Here is a 17,411-nt window from a genome sequence, read left to right as displayed (position 1 = left end):
CGCCTACGACACTCCGGTAACGTGTCAGGATTCCCTCAACCACCTCAGCGGTTTGACGACAGGAAGCCCAGAACCCCATGAGCGACAGTCACTCCCCTCACGGCTTCGACCTGGTACGCCGTGGGTACGAGCGTGCCCAGGTCGACGAGCGGATCACCAAGCTGGTGGCCGACCGTGACAGCGCATTGACCCGGATCAGCGCGCTGGAGAAGCGGATCGAAGAACTCCACCTGGAGACCCAGAGCGCCCAGGCTCAGGTGGCCGACGCCGAGCCTTCGTACGCTGGTCTCGGCGCGCGGGTCGAGAAGATCCTGCGGCTGGCCGAGGAGGAGGCGAAGGACCTGCGCGAGGAGGCGCACCGCGCCGCCGAGCAGCACCGCGAGCTGGCCGAGGCCGCCGCCCAGCAGGTCCGTTCCGAGGCGGAGAACTACGCCAAGGACCGCAAGGCGAAGGCTGAGGACGAGGGCCTGCGGATCGTCGACAAGGCCAAGAGCGACAGCTCCCAGCTGCGCGCCGAGGCCAACAAGGACGCGCAGAACAAGCGCGAGGAGGCGGACGCCCTCTTCGAGGAGACCCGCACCAAGGCCGCCCAGGCCGCGCTGGAGTTCGAGACCAACCTGGCCAAGCGCCGCGAGCAGTCCGAGCGCGACCTGGCGGCCCGTCAGGCCAAGGCCGAGAAGCGGCTGGCGGAGATCGAGCACCGGGCCGAGCAGCTGCGCCTGGAGGCCGAGAAGCTGCGCACCGACGCCGAGCGCCGCGCCCGCCAGACGGTGGAGACGGCCCAGCGCCAGTCCGAGGACATCGTGGCCGACGCCAACGCCAAGGCCGACCGGATCCGCAGCGAGTCCGAGCGCGAGCTGGCGGCGCTGACCAACCGCCGCGACTCGATCAACGCCCAGCTGACCAACGTCCGCGAGATGCTGGCCACCCTGACCGGCGCGGCCGTGGCAGCCGCCTCGCTGCCCACCGACGACACGCTCGGCGTGCCGGCGCAGCAGTCCCGCTGAGACCTCAGGGCCCGCCCGTCCCGGCCCGCACCAGCGGCGCCCGGTCCCGCGTCAGCGGGGCCGGGCGCCGCTGCGCTGTCCCGGTGCGCGGCGCCCCGGCGGCCGCGCTCAGCCGACCCGCCGCAGCAGCGCCGTCACCGCCGCGTTGAACGCCGCCGGGGCCTCCAGCGCGCTCAGGTGCCCCACGCCCGGAATCACCGTCAGCTCCGCGTCCGGCAGGGCGTTCGCCATGGCCTGGGCGTCCGCGAGCCCGGTCAGCGCGTCGTACTCCCCCACCACCACCGCGGCGGGCACCGTCAGCTGGGCCAGCGTCTCGAAGGAGTCCGGCCGGGCCGCCATCGCCCGCTGCGCCCAGGCGACCCCGGCCGGGTCGGCTGCGGCGATCAACTCCCTGACCTCGGTGACCAGTTCCGGCGTGGACTCGGGGCCGAGCAGTGAAGCCTCGGTCTTCTCCTCCAGCAGCAGCGCCACGCTCCGCCGGGCCAGCACCGCCGCCGCGATCCGCTCCCGGTTGACCACCGCCCCCGGTGCGTCCGCGCTCGCCTTGGTGTCGGCCAGCAGCAGGCCGGCCAGCCGGTCGCCGTGGCGGCGGGCGAAGGCCATCGCCAGGTAGCCGCCCATCGAGAGGCCGCCGAGCACCACCCGCTCCAGCCCGGCCCCGTCGAGCACCTCGGCCACCCGGTCGGCCCAGGTGTCCAGCGCCGGTGCCCCGAGCGGCGCCGGCGAGGCGCCGAAGCCCGGCAGGTCGGGGGCCAGCACCCGGGTCTCGCCCAGCGCCCCGTCGAGCTGGGCCCGCCACATCCCGGCGTGCAACGGGAAGGCGTGCAGCAGGAGCAGCGGCGTCCCCACACCCGGGCCACTGTCACGAACAGCGAGATCGGTCATGGCGCCCACCGTAGGCGGCATACCGGTCTGCCGCCCACGCGGGCCCGGGTGTCCTTTCGGCTACGACCTGCCGGGCGGCGCTGCTTGTCATACCCTGCCGGTGGATGGGCCCCAGGGCCTGGGAGCGGCAGCAGGAGCGGCGATGATCGAACTGCACGAGCTGACCAAGCGGTACGGCGACAAACTGGCGGTCGACGGGCTGAGCTTCCAGGTGCCGCGCGGGGTGGTGACCGGCTTCCTGGGCCCCAACGGCGCCGGCAAGTCCACCACGATGCGGCTGATCCTCGATCTGGACCGCCCCACCAGCGGTCGGGTCAGCATCGACGCCAAGGGCTACGGCCACCTCAGCGAGCCGCTGAAGTACATCGGCGCGCTGCTGGAGGCCCAGGCGGTGCACCCGGGCCGGACCGCCTACAACCACCTGCTCTGGCTGGCGCAGAGCAACCGGATCCCGGTCCGCCGGGTGGACGAGGTGCTGGGCCTGGTGGGCCTGACCGAGGTGGCCGGCAAGCGGGCCCGCGGCTTCTCGCTCGGCATGCGCCAGCGGCTCGGCATCGCCTCCGCGCTGCTCGGCGACCCGGAGATCCTGATGTTCGACGAGCCGGTCAACGGTCTCGACCCCGAGGGCATCCTGTGGATCCGCAATCTGATGAAGCGCCTGGCCGCCGAGGGCCGCACCGTCTTCGTCTCCTCGCACCTGATGAGCGAGATGGCGCTGACCGCCGAGCACCTGGTGGTGATCGGCCGGGGCCGGCTGCTGGCCGACCTGCCGATGGCGGAGTTCATCCGGCGCAACTCGCGCTCCGCGGTCCGGCTGCGCACCCCGCACCCCGAGCAGCTGCTGGACGCGCTGGCCGCACAGTCGATCGTGGTGGAGCCCGGCCCCGACGGCTGCTACGAGGTGGTCAACGGCGACCCGGCCGCGCTCGGCGACCTGGCCGCCAGCCACGGCGTCACGCTGCACGAGCTGAGCCTGCAGCGCGCCTCGCTGGAGGAGGCCTTCATGCAGATGACCGCCGACTCGGTCGAGTACCACGCGGGCGCCGGCGCGGACGCCGGCGCCGGCCCCGTGCAGACGGACGCGGCGGGCGCCCCCGGCGCCTGGGGGGCGCAGTGGCAGCCGGCCGGCGGCCGGCCCGCCAGGAAGCAGCGGCACGAGCAGCAGCAGAAGGGTGCGAACTGAGATGGCCTCCTTCCCCGCGATCCTGCGGTCCGAGTGGACCAAGATCCGCACGGTGCGCTCCACGGTCTGGACCCTGCTGCTCGTCTTCGTGGTGACGGCCGCGCTCGGCGCGCTGCTCTCGCTGCTGACCAAGAACAACTTCGCCGACTTCCGCAAGGGCGTCGGCACCCCCTTCGACGCGACCGCGACCAGCTTCTCCGGCATCGTGCTGGGCGAGATCGCGATGATCGTCTTCGGGGTGCTGGCGGTCGGCAACGAGTACAGCAGCGGGATGATCCGGGTCTCACTGGCCGCCGTGCCGCAGCGCGGCACCCTGCTGACCGGCAAGATGGTGGTGATCGGGGTGCTGGCACTGATGATCTCGCTGCTGACCGCGTTCATCACGTTCTTCCTCGGCCAGGCGCTGCTCGGCAACCACCACACCACGATCGGCGCGCCCCACGTGCTGCGCGCGGTGTTCGGCGCGGCGGTCTACCTGACCCTGCTCTGCCTCTTCTCGGCCGGAGTGACGGCGATGCTGCACAACCAGACCCTCGCGCTGGGCGTGCTGGTCCCGTTCTTCTTCCTGCTCTCGCCGATCCTCTCGGCGGTGCCGAAGGTGAAGAACGTGGCGCACTACTTCCCGGACTTCGCGGGGCGGCAGATGCTGACGGTCTTTCCGACCTCGGACACCCCCTACGGCTGGGTGGCCGGCTTCGCGATCTGCGGCGGCTGGACCCTGGCGGCGCTGCTGGGCGGCGCCGCGGTGCTGAAGACCCGGGACGCCTGAGGGGCCGGTGCGCCCGGCGGTGCGGCCGTCAGTACTTCGGGGCGCTGCGCCCGCGCTGGATCGCCGAGCCGCGCCGCTCGCGGGCGCCCCAGCAGGCCCGGTGCCAGTGCCGCCGGTCCTCCACCCCGGCGCCGTGGTCCGGCCAGGCCACCACATGGCCCATCCCCGGCGGGATCTCCTGGTCGCAGCCGGGGCAGCGGTAGGAGCGGCCGGCCGTGCCGGCCACCGTCTGCACCACCCACTCCTCGCCCCGGTAGCTCTCGGTGCGCCGCAGCGCGCCGCCCAGGGGCATCGGCGCCCCGGCGCGCCGATCGGCGAAAGCGGCGGAATCGGCAGGGTTACTGGTCCGGTTGCGACGCGGCGACACGATTGTTCACCTCTCGGTGGGGGCGCGGTTCGCTCTCCAGGTTACGGTCACTGGGCGGGCGGCCGGCGACCCGCGGGTGGCCGGACCGGCCATCAAGGTATTGACCATTATCACGATCTGGGTGGATCCTGACGGGTTTTCGGGGATATCCACCCGATCTTCCGCGAAATTGGCTGCCCCGCGTGCCAATGGCACATGACATGGGTTACTCACGTGGTGACAGAGCGGGGCTCGCACAGCCTGCGCGCACCCGAGGAGGGTATATCCGTGACCCAGAGCCGCGCCGCCATCGGCAGCCGTCCCGTTGTCGGCAGCCGTCCCGGCGTCGACACCGGCGTCGACAACGACCACCTGCCCAGCGGTCCCCGGGGCAGCCGGGGGCCGCTGGCGCCCCGGGCCCCGCGGGCCGCCCACCCGGTCGGGCTGGCTCCGGCCCCCGAGGCCGAGCGGGGCGGCAGCCATCCCGCGGCCCAGGACACCATCCGGGTCGGTGCGTTCCTGCTCTCCGCCCAGTTCCCCGGGCAGAGCCACGCCCAGGCGCTGGACCGGACGGTGGCGGCCACGCTGGGCGCCGAGCGGGCCGGGCTGGACTCGGTCTGGCTGGCCGAGCACCACTTCGTGCCGTACGGGGTCTGCCCGAACGCCGCCACCCTGGCCGCGCTGCTGCTCGGGCGCACCCGGCGGATCCACCTCGGCACGGCGGTCAGCGTCCTGTCCACCACCCACCCGGTCGCGCTCGGCGAGCAGGCCGCGCTGCTGCACCTGACCACCGGCGGGCGGTTCACCCTCGGGGTGGGGCGCGGCGGACCGTGGATCGACCTGGCGGTCTTCGGCAGCGGGGTGGCCGCGTACGAGCAGGGCTTCGCCGAGCGGCTCGACCTGCTGATGGACTTCCTGCGCGGCTCGCGGGTGCGCGGGGACGGGCCGCAGTTCAGCTTCCCCGAGGTCCCGGTGGTCCCGCGGGCGACCCAGCCGGCCCGGACCGGGCACGGTGAACTGGCCGACTGGCTGGGCCTGCGCGGCGAGCCCGCGCTGCGCCTGCCGCGCCAGCGCACCGAGGCGGGCGCTCCGGCCGGGGCGGGCGAGGCCGGCGGCGGCGAGGCGGGCAGTGGCCGGACGGGCGCCGGCGGACCGCCCGTGGTGGTCGCCTGCACCTCTCCCGCCAGCGTCCGGCTGGCCGCCGAGCGGGGCCTGCCGATGCTGCTGGGCATGCACTCCGGCGACGAGGACAAGCTGCGGATGCTCAACAGCTACCGGGCCGCCTGGCGGGCCTGCGGGCGTGGCGAGGAGCAGCTCGCGCGGGTCGAGCGGGAGCACCTGGCGGCCGGGGTGGCCCAGGTGGCCGACCGGACGCCGGCGGCTCGGGCGACCCTGCTGCGGTCGATGCCCGGCTGGTTCGAGTACGGCCTCGGCGCGCACCGCACGGTCGACGGGCGCGAGCGCAAGATGCGCGACCCCTACGCCTACACCGAGTTGCTCTGCGACCTGCACGCGGTCGGCACCCCGCGGCAGTGCGCGGACCGGCTGCTGGCCACCGCCGAGCGGACCGGCCTGCGGCGGTTCGCCCTGCTGGCCGAGGGCTCGGGCGATCAGGAGGCCACCTTGGAGAACATCGCCCGGCTGGGCGCCGAGGTGCTGCCGCAGCTGAGCTGAGGCGGGCGCTCGGCCCGGGCGGGGCGCTCGGAGCAACTGCCCCGCGTGCGCCATGAGACGCGCGCCGTCAGTGCGGCCGGCCCCCACCGCCGGGAGTGGCAGCCGACCGCATTGACGGGTCAACAGTCGCGCAGCTCCGGCGACTGGTTGAGCAGCTGGGCCCGGACCGAGGTGAAGCGCCGGTGGCGCTCCTCGGCCTCGGCGGACGGCCCGAAGACCGCGACGCGGTGGCAGTTCTGGAAGGCCAGCTGCACCCCGAAGTGCCGCTGCAGGGCACCGCGGATCGCGTCACTGGCCATCGCGCGCAGCAGCTGGCCGCGCGCCTGCTCGCTCGGCGGCGGGACCTGGTTGTCCGCGAAGCCGGTACCGTCGACCTCCATCTGGGCGACGAGCGAGCTGATCAGGTCCCAGGCATAGGGCAGGGACGTACGGACGCAGTCGACGAACTCCCGCTCGTCGACCTCGCCTCGCTCGGCCTTCTCCAGAAGAGCCGGTGAGACGTCGAGCGACATGGGTTCTCCTCTCGCGGTCCACCGCGCGCACCTCGCGCGGGTGGTGGTTCCTGGTGCGATGGTGCGGATCGTGCCGTGCCGTGCTCAGTCGGTGGTGGGGCGGCGGCGTCCCCGCGCGCGGGGACAGGCCGGTCGGACCCGGTGCAGGGCGGTACTTGCCGCGGTCGGCACCCCTGCCGGGGCGGACGCGGCCTCGACCAGGGTGGCAGCCCGAGCCAGACAAAACTGGCGAATGCCGCTATTCCCGTCGAAGTCATGGCCAACGCGGCCGAAAGGGCCGGAATGGCCGGAATTCTCTCCAGTGGTACGCGTGGCGCTCCATCTCCACTCCATCCCCGTTGGCTACGCGGGCGTTCGAAGACGTCACCCAACGTAGCGGTCAGCGCCTGCGGGCGCCAGCCTCCGGAAGCGAAACGCTCCCGGCTTCCCATGGTTCGCCCCTTGCTACTCCTCGGCGCACCCCCAGCATGGAGTTGCTTCAACTGGCCCCAGCAGCACGGGTCGGGCGACCGGCCGTCTTGCGGCAGCCGGCCAGGAGACCGGGCATCCCGTCCGCAGTCGAACGGCGACCGCCACCCTTGACGTACGCAGCGTTGCGGACTCGTCACCTCAGGTGATCGTGCTCAGGGCTGCCCGGGGAGCGCCTAGGCTTGCCCCCATGCGTCTTGTCATCGCCCGCTGTTCCGTCGACTACGCCGGCCGGCTCTCCGCCCATCTGCCCTCCGCCACCCGGTTGATCCTGGTCAAGGCCGACGGAAGCGTGAGCATCCACGCCGACGACCGCGCCTACAAGCCGCTCAACTGGATGTCGCCGCCGTGCAGCCTCAAGGAGGGCGAGGGCGCCTGGACCGTGCAGAACAAGGCGGGCGAGAAGCTGATCATCACCCTGGAGGAGGTCCTGCACGACTCCTCGCACGAGCTCGGCGTGGACCCCGGCCTGATCAAGGACGGTGTCGAGGCGCACCTGCAGGAGCTGCTGGCCGACCGGATGGAGGTGCTCGGCGCCGGCTGGTCGCTGGTCCGCCGGGAGTACCCGACCGCGATCGGCCCGGTCGACATCCTGTGCCGGGACGCCGACGGCCGCACCGTCGCGATCGAGATCAAGCGGCGCGGCGAGATCGACGGCGTCGAGCAGCTGACCCGGTACCTGGAACTGCTCAACCGCGACCCGCTGCTCGCCCCGGTCAAGGGAGTCTTCGCCGCCCAGGAGATCAAGCCGCAGGCCCGGGTGCTGGCGACGGACCGCGGGATCGACTGCGTGGTGCTGGACTACGACGCGCTGCGCGGCATCGAGGACGACAAGCTGAAGCTCTTCTGAGACACCGTCAGCAGGGCCGGGGGGCACCTGGGGCAGTACACCGGCGCGTGAGCCGGGTACTGCCCCCTCTGCGTGCCTCGCCGGGCGCCCCTCAGGGCGAGGTGGTCGCGCTGCTGGGCACCCCGGTGGCCGGAGCGCTGCTGGGCGAGCCGGGAGGCGTCGTCGACGGGGACGTCGAAGGCGGCGGGGTGGTGACCGGTGCGGCCGTGGTGGGTGCGGCGGAGGTGGGCGGCGGCGCCACCGGCGACGTGGGCGGCTTGGTGGGCGGCTGGACCGGCGTGCCCGGCGAGCTCGGGACGGTGACCGGTGCACCGGACGTGCTGGGTCCGGGCGGTGCCGCCGTCGGCTGGAGCGGGGTGTCCGGCGCCGAGCTGGTGCCGCCGCTCGGCTGGGCGTTCGCCGTCGGCGCCGTGCCGCCGCGCCAGCCCCACGTGGTGGCGCCCGCACTCGCGCCCGGCGCGACCGGCCCGCTCGCCGAGGCCGAGGCGGTGGCCGAATCGGACGCCGAGGCGTCGGCCGAGTCGGTGGGGGCGCTACTGGCCGGGGCCGAGCCCGAGGCGCTGCCGGAGGCCGAAGCGCTCGGCGCACCGCCCACGTTCAGCACGGCGCCGGTGCCGCCGGTGCCGCCGCCGGCGGGGGCGCTGCCACCGCCGGAGACGCCGAGCGCCACCGCCGTCCCCACCGCGCTCAGCGCCAGCAGGCCGCCGACCGCGAGCAGCGCGTTCCGTGGCGACCAGCCGCGCAGCAGCCCGCCCGGCGGCCAGGAGCGCTCGGCCAGCACCCGGATGACGGGCCGGCGGATCATCTGGGTCGGCGCCTCGGCCGCCTCGGGCACCCGCTCGCTGGCCTGAAGCAGCATCAGCAGCCTGCGCGAGGCCGCCAGTTGCCGGCTGTCCCCGGAGAGCTGGCGCAGCGCGCAGGCCGCCTCCACGGCGGCCGTGGCCCGCTCCCGGGCCGGTGTGGCGCCCTCGGGCGCCGTCCCGGAGTCCAGGCAGATCCAGTGGACGCCCAGCTCGTGCTGGAACCAGGCCTCCTCGCGCCGCCGCCCGGTCTCCCGGGCGCAGTCCAGGCCGAGTTCGAGGACCTGGCGCCAGGCCCCCCAGCGCAGCGTCAGCGCCAGCGCCGGCGCGGCCGACTGGGCCAGCCGCAGCACGGAGTCGGTCCGCCCGGCCGCCAGGTCGGCGCGCAGGGCGCCGATCACCACCTCCGCCTCGGCGGCTATCTGTTCGGGGCTCACCGCGCTGTGGCCGACCCACCAGGAGAAGTGCCGGGCGGCGCCCACGGTGCTCTGCCCGTCGGGCTCGCCGCGCGCCGCGAGTGCCTCCAACACGCCCTCGGTGAGGCGGTGGTGACCACCGATCGACTCGGCCAGGCCGCACTCCACCAGTTCGCGCAGCGCGCTCTCGCCGTGGTCCACGTCGATCAGCGCGGGCAGGTGGGAGGCGGTCGGACACTCACCGCCGAGCGCCACCGCGAGCCGCAGCACCGCCTGCGCCTCCTCGCCGAGGCCCTCCACCAGGAGCAGCGCGGGGGCGGCGGCCTCCGCCACCGAGGGCAGCGGCACGGCGGCCCGCAGCTCGGCCTCGCGGATCGCCGGATCCGCGTCCGCGGGCTCCGGCTGCTCACCGCCGAAGACGGTGCGCCGGTCCTCCTCGGCGGCCTGCAGGGTGTCCACGGCCAGGTCGCGCCGGCGCAGCAGCGCGGCGGCCCGCACGAAGCGCAGCGGCAGGCCCTCGGACTCGAACCAGAGGTCGACCGCCCAGGAGCGCTCGGCCTCGTCCAGCGCCCGTCCGGCCAGCCGGGCGGTGAGCGCCAGGCAGGCGGCCCTGGGCAGCCCGCCGATCGTCTGGTCCTCCAGCCGGGAGCCGGGCGGCAGCGGGCGCTCGGCGCCGGGCGCCGGGGCCAGCAGGAAGGCGCACTCGGGGGCGCGGGCCAGCAGCTCCTCCAGCTCGGTGCCCGCCTGGGCCACCTCGTCGATGACCACGATCGCGCCCACCGTGGCCAGCAGCTCGGGCAGTTGGGACTCGTCGGGGCGGTAGCCGGGGGCCTGGTAGGCGGCCGTGAAGAGGTCCTGGAGCAGGTCGGCACCCTCGCGCCGGTGGCCGCAGAGCCGGATCACCCCGTGCGGGGCCAGCCCGGCGGCGCCCTCGGCGACGGCCGCCAGCAGCGCGCTGCGGCCCGAGCCGGGCTCGCCGAGCAGGCGGATCGAGCGTCCCTCGGCGAGCATGCCGAGCAGCTGGGCCACCTCGGCCTCGCGGTCCAGCAGCGGCAGGTCGCCCGGGCCGCTGCCCATCGCCAGCGGTCCCACCGCCGGGCTCGGCCCCGGGCCGGCTCCGGCCCGGCCGCCGCCGCGCTGGTCCCCGGTGGTCCGGCGGCGCGGGATGGGCCAGTACTCGGGCGGGCAGGGCCGCAGGTCCGACCCGTCCGGTCCGCCGACGGACACCAGGTAGCGCCCGGCGACCAGGTCGCCCGACCGCACGCGCAGGTTCTCCTGACCGAAATCACCGGATGGCTGTGCCACGATGCGCTCCGCCTGTGCTCCGCCGGTCAGCGGGTGGCCGCCGGCCGCTGTGAGGGACCGGGCCGAGGGAACGCGGGACCGCGTCCGTCGGCCGACGGACCGCCGCGCCGCCGGCCGGTGCCGCCCGGGGCGGGCCCCACGGCGTTCGAACGGTCCTGTCGAGCGCTGACTCTCGCACATCCGGGCCCCGCCGTGCAGCCCGGACCCCTGTGCGGGACGGGATCGGCACTCAGCGCGATGACGTGGGCACGCCGGGTGCGGGTGCGGTCAGTGGGCCGGCAGGGTGGCGCCGTAGGGATCGGCGGTGACGCCCTCCACCGCGAGGATCCGGTGCAGCTTGGTGGCCACCAGCAGGCGCTGCAGCTGCGGCGGCACCTCGCGCAGCACCAGGCGCCGGCCGAGCCGGCCGGCCCGGCGGTGGGTGCCCATGATCACGCCCAGCCCGGTGGCGTCCCAGGCGGCCAGCGCGCTCAGGTCGAGCACCAGGTCACCGGTGCCGCCGTCGACGGCCTGGTGCAGCCGGGCCCGCGCGTCGGCGGCACTGCGCACGTCCAGCCGGCCCTCCAGGGCCAGGACAGCATGGCTGCCGGGCACTGGGTACTCCACGATGCGCACGCTGCCCTCCTTCAGCAATGAGGTCCCCACCATCTGACGCCGGACCAGTCGTCCAGGTTGCTGCTCCCCCGGCGAATCTGAAGCGACTTCACTCGTCCGAGGGAATATACGCAGTAGTGCCTGGGGCGCACTCTCGATTACCGCGCAAATCACCCATCTGCGGCAGTGCCGTGAGCAAACTCACCCCACGGCACCCGCCCCGCGACCGGCCGGTCGGGCCGAGGCGGCCGGGCCTGAACCGATCAGCCCTGGTAGCCGTAGAAGCCGCGCCCGCTCTTGCGGCCCAGGTCGCCGGCGGTGACCATCCGGGCCATGATCTCCGGGGCCGCGAACTTCTCGTCCTGGGTCTCCTCGTAGATGTTGCGCGCGGCGTGCAGCAGGATGTCCACGCCGGTCAGGTCGGCGGTCTGCAGCGGGCCCATCGGGTGGCCGAAGCCCAGCCGGCAGGCGGTGTCGATGTCCTCGGCGCTGGCCACGCCGGACTCGTACAGCTTGGCGGCCTCCACCACCAGGGCGGTGATCAGCCGGGTGGTGATGAAGCCGGCCACGTCGCGGTTGACCACGACCACCTCCTTGCCCACCCCCTCGGCGAAGGCACGGGCGGTGGCCAGCGCGGCGTCGCTGGTCTTGTAGCCGCGGACCAGCTCGACCAGGCGCATCAGCGGGACCGGCGAGAAGAAGTGCACGCCGACCACGGACTCGGGGCGCGCGGTGACGGCGGCGATCCGGGTGATCGGGATGGCGGAGGTGTTGCTGCCCAGCACCGCGCCGTCCTTGGCGATCTTGTCCAGCTCGCGGAAGACGCCCTCCTTGACCTCCAGCTGCTCGAACACCGCCTCGATCACGATGTCCGCCTCGCCGACGGCGCCGAGGTCGGTGGTGGTGGTGATCCGGCCGAGCGCCGCGGTGGCCTCCTCGGCGGTCAGCTTGCCCTTGCCGACGAACTTCTCGTAGGAGGCCTCGATCGCGTCCATGCCGCGGCGCAGGGCCTGCTCGGTGACGTCCCGCAGCACCACCGGGTGGCCGGCCTGCGCGGACACCTGGGCGATGCCCGCGCCCATGAGGCCGGCGCCGATCACGGCGATCTGCTGACGCTGCGTGGATACGTTGCTCATGGCTGCTTCTCCCGAAGTCCCGTCCAGGCGCGCTCCGGGGCAGGGATTGCCTTCCCGCAGGGAGCAGCGCCGCTCACCGCTCGGACTGTAGTGCCCCGGGCCGAGCCGTGGGGCGATTGGCAGGTGTGATCTGCGTCCGGACGGCGCCTCAGCGCCGGGGTGGCGCCGGTGGCAGCGCCAGGCCCAGGTCCTGCGCCAGGATCGCGGCCTGGACCCGGCTGCGCAGGTCCAACTTGGCCAGGATCCGGCTCACATGGGTCTTGGTGGTGGCCTCCGCCATCGCCAGCCGGCGGGCGATCTGGCCGTTGCTCAGACCCGCGCCGATCGCGGCCAGCACCTCGCGCTCGCGCTGGGTGAGGCTGGCCACTGCCGCCGGGTCGCCGCCCTCGGGCCGGGCGAAGGTGCTGATCAGGCGTCGGGTGACGGTGGGCGCCAGCATGCCCTCGCCGCGGGCCACCGCACGGATGCCCGCCACCAGGGCGTCCGCCTCCAGGTCCTTGAGCAGGAAGCCGGCCGCACCGGCCCGCAGCGCGCCGTGCACGTACTCGTCCAGGTCGAAGGTGGTCAGCACCAGGACCTGGGCGGCGCCCGCCGCGGTGATCCGCCGGGTCGCCGCGACGCCGTCCAGCCTGGGCATCTGGATGTCCATCAGCACCACGTCGGGCCGCAGCTCCAGCGCCAGCGCCACGGCCTGCTCGCCGTCGGCCGCCTCACCGACCACGTCGAGGTCCGGCTCGCTGCGCAGGATCATCACCAGGGCCGCGCGCACCGCCGCCTGATCCTCCGCCACCAGCACCCGGATCGTCATGCCCGCCCACTCTCGCTCTGCGCCGCCGCACCGACCGGCAGCACCGCCCGTACCTGCCACACCCCGTCGCGCGGGCCCGCCCGGAAGCTGCCGCCGAGCAGCTGGGCCCGCTCCCCCATGCCGACCAGTCCGGCCCGCGCACCGGGCAACGCCCGCCCCGCGTCCGGACGGTACGGACTGTCCACGGTGATCTCGACCTGCTCCGGGCCGTGCTGCAGGCACAACCGCACGGTGCCCCGGCCGGCGTGCTTGAGCGCGTTGGTCAGCGACTCCTGGACGATCCGGTAGGCGGCCAGCTCGACCGGCGCGGGCAGTTCGCCCGGCTCGCCCCGCTGCTCGGCCTCGAAGGCCAGCCCGGCATCCCGGCCCGCGGCCCGCACCTGGGCGAGCAGGCTGTCCAACGCCCCGAGCCGGGGCGCCTGGTAGTTCTCCGGCTCCTGGTCGCCGGCCCGCAGCAGGCCGATCATGCGGCGCATCTCGGCCAGGCCCTGCACGCTGTTCTCCCGGATCACCGCGAGCACGGCCACCAGCGGGTCCTCCTCCGGTCGCTGCTGACGGCGGGCCAGCGACTGGGCCCCGGTGGCGTGGATGGCGATCGCCGAGAGGTGGTTGGCCACCACGTCGTGCAGCTCGCGGGCCATCCGGGCGCGCTCGGCGACGACCGCGCCGCGCCGGTCCAGCTCGGCCAGCAGCTCGATCTGCTCCGCCCGCAGCCGCTCGCTGTCGGCCCGGTCGCGGTGCTTGCGCACCAGGTCGGCCGTCCACACCGGGGCCAGGAAGAGCAGCGTGGCGAAGATCGCCACCAGCAGCGCGACGGCGACCGTGTTGGTGAGCGCCGTCAGGCAGGTGAGGGCGAGGGTGGTGGCGGCACCGAGGAGCTGCATCACCCGCGGCATCCGGCGCGAGCCGTAGAGGGTGCCGGCGTAGAGCAGGTCGGTGTACATGATGACGGTGGCCGTCAGGGCGCCGCTGAAGAGGGCGGCGACGAGCAGCACCCCGCCCAGCGCCGCCACCAGGACCGGCCGGGTGCGCCGGACCGTCTCCAGCGCCGCCATCGGCACCAGCGTCAGCGCCGGCAGCCAGGGCGGGAAGCCGGGATTGTACACCCGGAAGGCGATCAGCAGCAGACCGCCGAGCAGCCCGGCGACGGCGATCGCCTGGTCCTGCCGACGCGGGGGGAGGCGGTGCGCGAACACCCTCCCATCTCACCATCCGCCGGGCGCCCTGGCTGTACATCGAAGGTCGCACGGAGCCGGGTCCGCCGGGCCGGCCCGACTGCGCTAGCGGTTCTCCCCCGGCACCCAGAGCACGTCCCCGCGCTCCTTGTTGGCGGTCCTGGCCAGGATGAAGAGCAGGTCGGAGAGCCGGTTGAGGTACTTCGCGGTGAGCGGGTTGATGCTCTCCCCGTGCACCTCGATCGCCGCCCAGGTGGCCCGCTCGGCCCGGCGCACCACGGTGCAGGCCAGGTGCAGGTAGGCGGCGCCGGGGGTGCCGCCGGGCAGGATGAAGCTGCGCAGCTTCTCCAGGTCGGCCAGGTAGCGGTCGCAGTCGGCCTCCAGCCGGTCGACGTAGCCCTGCTCGACCCGCAGCGGCGGGTACTGGGGATTCTCGACCACGGGCGTGGCGAGGTCGGCACCGACGTCGAAGAGGTCGTTCTGAATCCGCGTCAGGACCTCGGTCAGCTCCGCCGGGAGCGCCCCGGCGGCGATCGCCACGCCGAGCGCGGCGTTGGCCTCGTTGGTGTCCGCGTAGGCGATCAGGCGCGGATCGGTCTTGGTCGTGCGGCTCATGTCACCGAGCGCGGTGCTGCCGTCGTCGCCGGTGCGGGTGTAGATGCGGGTGAGGTTGACCATGCGGGCAGCCTAGTCAGGACTTCCTGCGTACAGTGTGGGCGGACGCGACCAGCATCCACAACAGACCCGCGCCGTCGCGGCCGAATCCGTTCCCGCTGCTCGAAGGAGCGATCGCCGCTACGCGACGTTGACCCGCTGGCCGGGCGGGGCGGCCTCCAGCCAGGCGAGGAAGCCGGTGAGGGCGTCGTCGCTCATCGCCAGCTCCAGGGGGGCGCCGTTGTGCAGACAGCGCAGGACGACCGAGCCGGAGAGCAGGGCGAGCTCCTCCTGGCCCTCGGGGTAGCGGCGGCCGAGCACCTCGATCTCGCGGCGGGGCAGCACCCTGCGGGGGCGGGGGGCGTAGGAGAAGACCCGGAACCACTCGATGTGGTCACCGCTGTAGCGCCCGATACCGAAAACCCACCCCTTGCCGTCGGTCACGGGGACCGGGGCCGAGGTGGGCTGTCCGTTCTCGTCGAGATCGGGAAGGATCGAGGCGTCCGCCGGCATTTTGAGGCGGTAACTGCAGTCGAACGTTCCGCCGAGCCGCTGGATGAGGCGGCGGCGTACCGCGAACGCCACCAGGCCGACCACCCCCAGGGCCACGACCGTCGCGCACACCACAAGGGCGAGGACCATGCTCACCGACCTCCTCGCTGACTCGCCGACGCGCGGCCGGCCGTGTCCCACCGGCTCCGCGACTCCCCGTGACCGGCAGTCCTATCGAACGACCGGGTTGTCCCTACCAACCGATACGACTGTCCCGGGGTCACGCTCGCGCGTCCCCGGGACCGTCGGTCACTTGCGTTCAGGCTGCCTGACGGCGGCCTGCCGCGACGAGGCGGACCTCGGCACGGCGCTCCGCGTGGGCGTCGCTGTCGCTCTGGGCGAGCTCCAGCGCGCGCTCCGCGCGGTCCACATCGATCTCGTCCGCCAGCTCGGCGATCTCCGCCAGCAGCGAGAGCTTGTTGTTGTTGAACGAGATGAAACCGCCGTGCACAGCGGCGATGACGGTGCCGCCATCCACGGTGCGGATGGTGACCGGGCCGGACTCCAGCACGCTCAGCACCGGGGTGTGACCCGCCATGATGCCGGTGTCGCCGGAGGCCGTGCGCGCGACAACCAGGGTGGCCGCACCGGACCAGACCTTGCGGTCGGCTGCGACCAGCTCGACGTGCAGCTCAGCCAACGTGGGCTCCTAGGCTCTTGCAACGCCCGATTACTCGGGAGTTTCGGTAAGAATAACGGGCTCGCGCCCCTGGCATGAAACGTGGAGCGCGGAGATGACCGGAATCACAGCCGACGTGCCGTGAGGGGTGGTCCCCAGGATGCGGGAACCACCCCTCACGGTCACGCTGCCATGCGGCCGGTTACTTCTTGGCCAGCTCGGCGGCGTTCTTCTCGAGGTCCTCGATGCCACCGCACATGAAGAAGGCCTGCTCGGGGATGGCGTCGTACTTGCCGTCCGCGATCGAGTTGAAGGCCTCGATGGTCTCCGACAGCGGAACCGTCGAACCCTCGACACCGGTGAACTGCTTCGCCACGTAGGTGTTCTGCGACAGGAAGCGCTCGATGCGGCGGGCCCGGTGGACGGTGACCTTGTCGTCCTCAGAGAGCTCGTCGATACCGAGGATCGCGATGATGTCCTGGAGGTCCTTGTACTTCTGCAGGATCCCCTTGACGCGCAGCGCCGTGTCGTAGTGGTCCTGCGCGATGTAGCGCGGGTCCAGGATGCGGGACGTGGAGTCCAGCGGGTCGACGGCCGGGTAGATGCCCTTCTCCGAGATCGGGCGCGACAGAACGGTCGTCGCGTCCAGGTGGGCGAAGGTGGTGGCCGGGGCCGGGTCGGTCAGGTCGTCCGCGGGGACGTAGATCGCCTGCATCGAGGTGATCGAGTGACCGCGGGTCGAGGTGATGCGCTCCTGCAGGAGGCCCATCTCGTCGGCCAGGTTCGGCTGGTAACCCACCGCGGAGGGCATGCGGCCGAGCAGGGTCGACACCTCGGAACCGGCCTGGGTGAACCGGAAGATGTTGTCGATGAAGAGCAGCACGTCCTGGCTCTGCACATCGCGGAAGTACTCCGCCATGGTCAGCGCGGACAGGGCGACGCGCAGACGGGTGCCCGGCGGCTCGTCCATCTGGCCGAAGACCAGGGCGGTCTTGTCCAGAACGTTGGAGTCGATCATCTCCTCGATCAGGTCGCCACCCTCACGGGTGCGCTCCCCGACGCCGGCGAAGACCGAGACACCACCGAAGTTGGCGGCGACGCGGTAGATCATCTCCTGGATGAGGACGGTCTTGCCGACACCGGCACCACCGAACAGGCCGATCTTGCCACCGCGCACGTACGGGGTGAGCAGGTCGATGACCTTGATGCCGGTCTCGAACATCTCGGTCTTCGACTCGAGGTCCGCGAAGTTCGGCGCCTTGCGGTGGATCGGCCAGCGCTCGGTCACCTGGGTGTTGAACTCGGCCTGGTCGACGTTGAGCACCTCGCCCAGCGCGTTGAAGACCTTGCCCTTGGTGACGTCACCGACCGGGACGGAGATCGCCGCACCGGTGTCGGACACCGTGGCGCCACGGACCAGGCCGTCGGTCGGCTGCATCGAGATGCCGCGGATCAGGCCGTCGCCGAGGTGCTGGGCAACCTCGAGGGTCAGCGTCTTGGTACCCGTGCCGTCGGGGTTGTCGACCTCGACGTGCAGGGCGTTGAACATGTTCGGAATGGCGTCGACGGGGAACTCCACGTCGACGACCGGGCCGATGACCCGGGCGACGCGGCCCGTGGCCAGTCCGGCGCCCGTCGGCTCAACAGTGGTGGTCATT

17 protein-coding genes are annotated in these 17,411 nt (G+C 73.3%); 5 read left to right on the top strand and 12 right to left on the bottom strand.

Going from position 1 to position 17,411, the window contains the following annotated elements:
- The first annotated feature begins 77 nt into the window (after positions 1–77).
- Entirely contained in the window at positions 78–1,007 is a 930-nt protein-coding gene (locus tag OG294_RS26135; RefSeq protein ID WP_327068983.1) for a cellulose-binding protein, read from the top strand.
- Between the two features lie 108 nt (positions 1,008–1,115).
- On the opposite strand, the gene OG294_RS26130 is transcribed toward OG294_RS26135, so the two are convergent.
- A complete protein-coding gene (locus tag OG294_RS26130) occupies positions 1,116–1,892 on the bottom strand; it encodes an alpha/beta fold hydrolase (RefSeq protein WP_327068982.1) in 777 nt (258 codons plus the stop codon).
- Between the two features lie 142 nt (positions 1,893–2,034).
- Between OG294_RS26130 and OG294_RS26125 the strand changes: the two genes are divergently transcribed.
- Positions 2,035–3,075 carry an ABC transporter ATP-binding protein gene (locus OG294_RS26125; protein ID WP_327068981.1) on the top strand — a complete coding sequence of 347 codons (1,041 nt, stop codon included), beginning with the start codon at positions 2,035–2,037 and terminating at the stop codon, positions 3,073–3,075.
- Position 3,076: 1 nt separating this feature from the next.
- On the top strand, positions 3,077–3,844 hold the full coding sequence (locus OG294_RS26120) for an ABC transporter permease subunit (RefSeq protein ID WP_327068980.1): 768 nt from the start codon (positions 3,077–3,079) through the stop codon (positions 3,842–3,844).
- Positions 3,845–3,872: 28 nt separating this feature from the next.
- On the opposite strand, the gene OG294_RS26115 is transcribed toward OG294_RS26120, so the two are convergent.
- Positions 3,873–4,211 carry an ATP/GTP-binding protein gene (locus tag OG294_RS26115; protein WP_442789219.1) on the bottom strand — a complete coding sequence of 113 codons (339 nt, stop codon included), beginning with the start codon at positions 4,209–4,211 and terminating at the stop codon, positions 3,873–3,875.
- Positions 4,212–4,691: 480 nt separating this feature from the next.
- On the opposite strand from OG294_RS26115, the gene OG294_RS26110 reads away from it, so the two are divergent.
- Complete coding sequence (locus OG294_RS26110; protein WP_327071676.1) at positions 4,692–5,864, top strand: LLM class flavin-dependent oxidoreductase; 1,173 nt, start codon at positions 4,692–4,694, stop codon at positions 5,862–5,864.
- Positions 5,865–5,983: 119 nt separating this feature from the next.
- Here OG294_RS26110 and OG294_RS26105 read toward each other — a convergent pair whose 3' ends face one another.
- The gene (locus OG294_RS26105; RefSeq protein ID WP_327068978.1) at positions 5,984–6,376 is read right to left on the bottom strand and encodes an SCO5389 family protein; all 393 of its coding nucleotides are present in this window, start codon (positions 6,374–6,376) and stop codon (positions 5,984–5,986) included.
- Positions 6,377–7,034: 658 nt separating this feature from the next.
- Here OG294_RS26105 and nucS point away from each other — a divergent pair.
- Positions 7,035–7,694: an endonuclease NucS gene (gene nucS, locus OG294_RS26100; RefSeq protein ID WP_327068977.1), complete on the top strand. Its 660-nt coding sequence runs from the start codon at positions 7,035–7,037 to the stop codon at positions 7,692–7,694.
- A gap of 91 nt (positions 7,695–7,785) precedes the next feature.
- Here nucS and OG294_RS26095 read toward each other — a convergent pair whose 3' ends face one another.
- From OG294_RS26095 to atpD, 9 genes are all read right to left on the bottom strand, one after another.
- Positions 7,786–10,215 carry a hypothetical protein gene (locus tag OG294_RS26095; RefSeq protein ID WP_327068976.1) on the bottom strand — a complete coding sequence of 810 codons (2,430 nt, stop codon included), beginning with the start codon at positions 10,213–10,215 and terminating at the stop codon, positions 7,786–7,788.
- 267 nt (positions 10,216–10,482) lie between these two features.
- Positions 10,483–10,821, bottom strand: a complete 339-nt coding sequence (locus OG294_RS26090) for an STAS domain-containing protein (RefSeq protein ID WP_327071675.1) — start codon at positions 10,819–10,821, stop codon at positions 10,483–10,485.
- A 251-nt stretch (positions 10,822–11,072) separates the two neighbouring features.
- Positions 11,073–11,945: a 3-hydroxyacyl-CoA dehydrogenase family protein gene (locus OG294_RS26085; protein ID WP_327068975.1), complete on the bottom strand. Its 873-nt coding sequence runs from the start codon at positions 11,943–11,945 to the stop codon at positions 11,073–11,075.
- Positions 11,946–12,093: 148 nt separating this feature from the next.
- Positions 12,094–12,753 (bottom strand): response regulator transcription factor, encoded by a 660-nt coding sequence (locus OG294_RS26080; RefSeq protein WP_327068974.1) that lies wholly within the window; start codon positions 12,751–12,753, stop codon positions 12,094–12,096.
- Positions 12,750–13,949, bottom strand: a complete 1,200-nt coding sequence (locus OG294_RS26075) for a sensor histidine kinase (protein WP_327068973.1) — start codon at positions 13,947–13,949, stop codon at positions 12,750–12,752. The genes OG294_RS26080 and OG294_RS26075 overlap by 4 nt, the downstream gene beginning before the upstream one ends.
- 84 nt (positions 13,950–14,033) lie before the next feature.
- Positions 14,034–14,606, bottom strand: coding sequence for a cob(I)yrinic acid a,c-diamide adenosyltransferase (locus OG294_RS26070; protein WP_327068972.1), 573 nt, complete (start codon positions 14,604–14,606; stop codon positions 14,034–14,036).
- 117 nt (positions 14,607–14,723) lie between these two features.
- Positions 14,724–15,224 (bottom strand): DUF2550 domain-containing protein, encoded by a 501-nt coding sequence (locus tag OG294_RS26065; protein ID WP_327068971.1) that lies wholly within the window; start codon positions 15,222–15,224, stop codon positions 14,724–14,726.
- A 169-nt stretch (positions 15,225–15,393) separates the two neighbouring features.
- Positions 15,394–15,774 carry a F0F1 ATP synthase subunit epsilon gene (locus tag OG294_RS26060; protein WP_327068970.1) on the bottom strand — a complete coding sequence of 127 codons (381 nt, stop codon included), beginning with the start codon at positions 15,772–15,774 and terminating at the stop codon, positions 15,394–15,396.
- 181 nt (positions 15,775–15,955) lie between these two features.
- Entirely contained in the window at positions 15,956–17,410 is a 1,455-nt protein-coding gene (gene atpD, locus OG294_RS26055; RefSeq protein ID WP_327068969.1) for a F0F1 ATP synthase subunit beta, read from the bottom strand.
- Between the last annotated feature and the right edge of the window lies 1 nt (position 17,411).

It is taken from the genome of Kitasatospora sp. NBC_01302, from assembly GCF_035976515.1.
GTDB lineage: Bacteria > Actinomycetota > Actinomycetes > Streptomycetales > Streptomycetaceae > Kitasatospora.
This window is presented reverse-complemented; position numbering and strand designations above follow the sequence as displayed.